The organism is 'Santalum album' aster yellows phytoplasma, assembly GCF_018283495.1.
Taxonomy (GTDB): domain Bacteria; phylum Bacillota_I; class Bacilli_A; order Acholeplasmatales; family Acholeplasmataceae; genus Phytoplasma; species Phytoplasma asteris.
The window spans coordinates 1-5,825 of sequence record NZ_JAGVSK010000013.1 but is presented as its reverse complement, the minus strand read 5'-3'; the positions used below and the strand labels follow the sequence as shown (position 1 = coordinate 5,825).

The 5,825-nt window shown below is 30.6% G+C and carries 3 protein-coding genes; all 3 read left to right on the top strand.

Going from position 1 to position 5,825, the window contains the following annotated elements; genetic code table 11:
- The first annotated feature begins 8 nt into the window (after positions 1 to 8).
- The 3 genes from nrdE (at position 9) to KE631_RS02415 (ending at position 4,642) form a co-directional block, all read left to right on the top strand.
- Complete coding sequence (nrdE, locus tag KE631_RS02425) at positions 9 to 2,528, top strand: class 1b ribonucleoside-diphosphate reductase subunit alpha (RefSeq protein ID WP_425305910.1); 2,520 nt, start codon at positions 9 to 11, stop codon at positions 2,526 to 2,528.
- A 386-nt stretch (positions 2,529 to 2,914) separates the two neighbouring features.
- Positions 2,915 to 3,967 (top strand): class 1b ribonucleoside-diphosphate reductase subunit beta, encoded by a 1,053-nt coding sequence (nrdF, locus tag KE631_RS02420; protein WP_212509255.1) that lies wholly within the window; start codon positions 2,915 to 2,917, stop codon positions 3,965 to 3,967.
- A 531-nt stretch (positions 3,968 to 4,498) separates the two neighbouring features.
- A complete protein-coding gene (locus KE631_RS02415) occupies positions 4,499 to 4,642 on the top strand; it encodes a hypothetical protein (RefSeq protein ID WP_156956343.1) in 144 nt (47 codons plus the stop codon).
- Positions 4,643 to 5,825 lie beyond the last annotated feature (1,183 nt).

Sequence of the window (5,825 nt, the reverse complement as noted above, 5' to 3'; positions counted from 1 at the left end):
CCAAAAAAATTAAAGTTATTTATGATGGTCTCTTGCAAGGTCAAGTTTATGAAATGGCTCAAAGTCTAGACTTTTCCTTTCAACATATCCAAGATGCCCCTTCCAAATTAACCGATGAAAACGTTTTTTTACTTACTCGCAGTGTGAAATTTGGACAAGTATCTGATGATGCCAAAACTTTTTTAGACAAAAACGCTACCAAAGTAATAGGTGTTGCTGTGTCTGGCAATAAAAATTGGGGCAAAAACTATGGCAAAGCAGGCGACACCATCGCTTCTACTTACAATGTGCCTTTGGTTCTCAAATTCGAAGGTTCGGGCATGCCAGAAGAAAGAACTTTTTTAAAAAAATGGCTTGCTTGCTATTGTAACGACCAAAAATTGCCTTATTATCAATCCCAAACGCAAGCACAACTTCAAACACTCACCCCAAAAAAAACCGTCTTGCCACCTTGGATTACACTCAACAATCAAATTATTGACGAACAAGGAAACATCAAAGACCTCAATAAAGATAAAGAAGCTTTACAAAGTTTTTTGCAAGAAGGAGTTTTGCCCAAACTAAAACGTTTTGCCACTTTGCAAGAAAAATTAACTTTTTTACAAGAAAACGAATATTATGAAAGTGCTTTTTTGCAAAAATACACCCACTCGCAAATTAAAGAAATCTACCAAATTGCCTACCAAAAAAATTTCACTTTCCCAACTTTTATGGGAGCTTTCAAATTTTACCACGATTACGCCCTTAAAACTCGTGACAAACAACACTATTTAGAAACCTACGAAGACCGCTTGTCAGTAAACGCCCTTTATCATGCCAAAGGTGACTTTGAAATTGCCAAACGCCTCATTGTATCCTTAATCAACCAAGACTTTACTCCTGCAACTCCCACTTTGCTCAACACAGGCAAAAAACATCGTGGCGAATTTGTCTCTTGCTTTTTGTTAGAAGCTGGTGACTCTTTAAACGACATTGCCCGCATTAATGAATTTTCGATGCAACTTTCCAAAATTGGCGGTGGCGTTTCGATTAACATCACTAATTTGCGTGCCAAAGGTGAATCTATCAAAGGCATCAAAGGCGTGTGTAAAGGTGTTGTAGGTGTGTGCAAATTATTAGACCACAGTTTCCGTTATGCTGATCAAATGGGACAACGTACAGGTGCTGGCGCTGTTTATTTGAACGTTTTTCACTCCGATATCATTGATTTTTTAAGTACGAAAAAATTAAGCGCTGACGAGGATGTTCGTGTCAAAACTTTATCTTTGGGCGTTGTAGTTCCTAATAAAATGATTGAACTTGCCCGCAACAACGAAGTTATGTATACCTTTTCCCCGCACACTGTTTTTTTAGAATACGGCAAAAATTTTGCTGACATCGCAGTTGATATGGACTATTGGTACGATATTTTAGTTGCCAATCCCAAAGTGCAAAAAAAAGCCATCAATCCACGCCAACTCTTAGAACTTATTGCCCACATGCAAGGCGAATCAGGCTATCCTTACTTAATGTTTTGCGACAACACCAATCAAGCAAACACTTCCGATCTGAAAGTCAAGTTTTCTAATTTATGTACTGAAATCCTCCAACCCACTATCACTTCACATTACAAAGATTACCATCAAACCCAACAAGACGAAATTGGTATGGACGTTTCATGCAATCTAGCATCAGGACACATGGGAAACATGATTACTAACAATACCATTCAAGAAACTGTTTTTATGGCGATGGAAGTAATGAACTGTGTTTCTGAAAACACTAACATTAGTTATGTGCCAGCTGTTGCCAAAGCTAATTTTCTTAACCGCAGTGTAGGTTTTGGAATTATGGGTCATCACGGTTTTTTAGCTCAAAATTACATTGCTTTTGGAAGTGAAGAAAACAAAGATTTAATTGATGTTTTTTTCAATGCCGTTAATTTTTACAGCCTTCTTCATTCTTGCAATAAAGCTAAAACCACAGGTAAAAAGTTTTATCGTTTTGAACAATCCAAATACGCTGATGGTAGTTATTTTGACAATCGCGGTGAAATTTTACCCAAAACTGCCAAAATCAAAAAAATGTTCCAAAACATCACCTTGCCCACGCAAAACGATTGGCACCAACTCAAACAAGATGTTATGCAATTTGGGCTCTACAATTCTCATCGCCTCGCAGTGGCTCCAAACGGCTCAATTGGATACATTATGGGAGCAACTCCTTCTTTGACTCCTGTAAAACAATTAGTAGAGGAACGCACCTATGGCAACTCCAAAACTTACTGTCCAATGCCTGCCTTAAAACAAACTTCCTTTATGTACACCACTGCTTATAAAATGAACAAATACGACCTCATTGATGTTATTGCCATTGCCCAAAAGCACGTTGATCAAGGTATTTCGTTTGAACTTGGTATTACATCTGATATTACTACGCGTGAATTACAAAAATACTATCTTTATGCTCATCATAAAAAGATAAAAACCCTTTATTACACACGAACCCAAAAGCTAAAAATTGATGAATGTGAGGCTTGTGGTGTTTAAAAACACCCTATAAAACCGAATAAAAAATAATTAATGGAATAAAACTTTCATTAATACACTATATTTATAAATCTCAGGCAATTTTGATTGCTTCTCGTACTTGGTTTTTTGTAATTTTGTTTTTGCTAAAATAAGGCTATCAAATGGATAGTCTTTTTTTATTCTTAACAACGATTATTTCTTGCTTCAACCCCCTTTTATATCAAAATAAACACCTTCATTATTTTCCAAAAATATAAATACTAACTTATCAAAATACAAATCAACCCCAATCAATCCTTCATTATTTTCCAAATTACAATCCCAAATCACAACCCTTTCAATTTTATCCCAATTAATTTATACTAAAAAATTCAAAAACCCTAAAAGAAAAAAGGAGTAAATCAATGAAAACTAAAAATTCCCAACCCCACCCAACTTCTAAAAGCCCTTTTCAAGGAGCTAACTGGAATGTGTTAGAAGACAAATATACCCATTTTTTTTATGAACAAAATTTAAGCCAATTTTGGCGTCCTGAAGATATCAGTTTGCAAGGTGATCTTGCTGCTTGGAGTGAACTTACCTTAGAAGAAAAAACTGCTTATTCCCGCAATCTTTTAGTTCTTACTTTTTTAGATACTTATCAAGGTGATTTGGGTATGCCTGTTATTGCTCGTTCGTTAGAAGAACATGAACACCAAAAAAAAGCTACCCTTAATTTTATGGGAGCTATGGAAAATGCAGTACATGCTAAAAGTTATTCTAATATTTTTATGAGCTATTTAACTAACAAAGAAATTAATCAACTTTTTTTGTGGGGCACCCAGCAAACAAGCCTTCAAACTATGATGCAAGTAATTGTAAAAGTTTATGAGGCTTTGGAAGACCAAATTTATTTGAAAAAACAATTCTCCTTACAATTTAGTGAATTGGAATTTAAAAAAACTCAGTGGCAAGCTATGGCAGTATCGGTTTTTTTAGAAACTTGGTTGTTTTACAGTGGTTTTTACTATTCTTTATATTTTTATGGTCAAGGTAAATTGATGCAATCAGGAGAAATTATTAATTTAATTATTCGTGATGAAAGTATTCATGGTGTTTATGTGGGGCGTCTTGCAACTGAAATTTATCAACTGTTTGATAAGCCTGCCCAACAAACTTTAAAAACATGGTTAGATGATTTGATGCAACAACTCTATCAAACCCAAACTTCCTTAGTTCATGCCATTTATCATAAACTAAATTTAGAAGATGATGTTAATAAATTTGTGCGTTATAATGCCAATAAAGCTTTAATGAATTTGGGATTTGATGCTTTTTTTCCATCCGAAAATGTAAATCCTGTTATCATTAATGGACTTAATACTGAGACTAAAACTATGGATAACTTTTCTATGAAGGGAAACGGTTATCAAAAAATGCGCTCTGAGGCGTTGCAAGATGAAGATTTTTATTTTTAAGACACAATCAACAATAAAAAAAAAGACTAGTTTTTAAACTAGCTTTTTTTGTTTTAAAAAACATTTAGTTTTATCATAACTCCTTTCTTTTTATACTAAAATAAGTATTTTTGTGTTGCAAACTTGCTTTTTAGTGGTAAAATAAAATTAATTCATTGGCGTTTTTTTGGGAAGAAAAAAACATATCAATGAGGGAAAGATTAAAAAGGAAGTTATAAAACATGTTACAAGAAAATAAAACATGCGAATGTAATAAATAATTTGCTGTTTTTTTTGTTTCTTGCGTGTTTTATAATTTTGCAACTTATCATTTCTAACAAAAAATTAATTCATAATTTATTATATTTATTGTTATAAATATTTATCATTATCCTTATCCTTTATTTTGTTGCACTAATCTATCCCAAAGAAAATAACTTATTTTATTCCAAATATATAACTTTCAAATCAAACCCAAACCTAAATCATTTTCGCCATAAATTTATTTTAGAAAATAAACAACTTATAAATTCTAAAAAAGAGGTATTTAATATGGGCTTTTTTGAATACTTAATTAATCCTTCTAAAAGAGTAAAAAAAATATTAAAACCACGTAATCCTGATGACGATATTACTTTTTTAGTACAAGAAAAAATTGAAGAAATTAAAAATCAAAAAAAATTACCAATTAAGTAAAAAAATCAAATTAGGAACTCATAATACTGTTTTTATTAAATTTTTTATTTTATCATGTGTTTTTGTATTTGGTGGCTTATCTGCTTATCTTTTTTTCAAAAACGAATCTAATATTTATAAATATTTAGAATTTATTAAATCTTTAAAATTAAAAATTTATATTATTGATATCTCTGCATTTTGTCAACTTGATATTGATGATTTATTAAAAGTAAATAATATAGATGCTAAAATAAAACTTTATTTTGGTATCTTAATGGTGCCCTGGGATTTGATTTTTAGCAATTTCATCATTTCTTGTAGGCATTGGGATTTATCTTTTCAATCCTTTATTAAAATTTGGGATTTTGTTATTTGCTTTAGTTTCAGGTTTTATTTTTATAGGTTTTGTCCCTACTCTCTTGGAATTAAATAATGATCCTTTTTTAAAATCTTTGTCTTTGGTTTTGATAATAATCCCTATTATAGCAACTTCCTTAATTGTTGCTTTTGCCACTTATTTATATAATATTAAAAAAACTCAATTTAGTCCTCAATTTCGTTTGCAAACCATGAACTGTTCCGTTTTTTGTATGCTACTTTATTTTGCTTTTACCGCTTTTATGGGAAACAATATTTGGACTTTCCCCCTTTTATTCAACATTTAATTCCTTTAATATCTTTGTTAATTACTATTTTGATTTTAGTTTTTATTACTGTTTTATATAAAATAAATAAAATTAAAGTTTATCCTGGATTCATTAAAGTTTTAAAAATATTTTTTCTTATTAGTTTTATTGGTGAAATTATTTGTTTTTTTTATACTGCTATCATAATTATTTTTCTAACTTCTTTTTTCTTATTATCCTTATATTTTTATCCTTAATAACTTTTATCATAGGTATTTTAAGGTGGGTTTATGTTTTACATCAATTAGATAACTTTGCTAAAAATAAAGTGCTTGCCAAAGAATGTGAATGGATTTTAGTGAATTTTTTATGGCTTTCTAGTATGGAAGCATTTTGTAGTATATTTGAACTTTTTATATATGTTATTACTTATTTAGGTAATATAAAAAATGATAAAAGATAAAAATTTAAGTATTTATATTAAATTGGAAAGAGGTGAACTGTTCCGTTTTTTAGACATTTTTTAAGTGTAATGAAATTATTTGTTAATTTGAAAAGATATAAAATTATCTATT

Bases quoted from the DNA above. Each gene is read 5' to 3' on its own strand.
- KE631_RS02415 (WP_156956343.1), top strand. From the start codon at position 4,499: ATGGGCTTTTTTGAATACTTAATTAATCCTTCTAAAAGAGTAAAAAAA.
- nrdF (WP_212509255.1), top strand. From the start codon at position 2,915: ATGAAAACTAAAAATTCCCAACCCCACCCAACTTCTAAAAGCCCTTTT.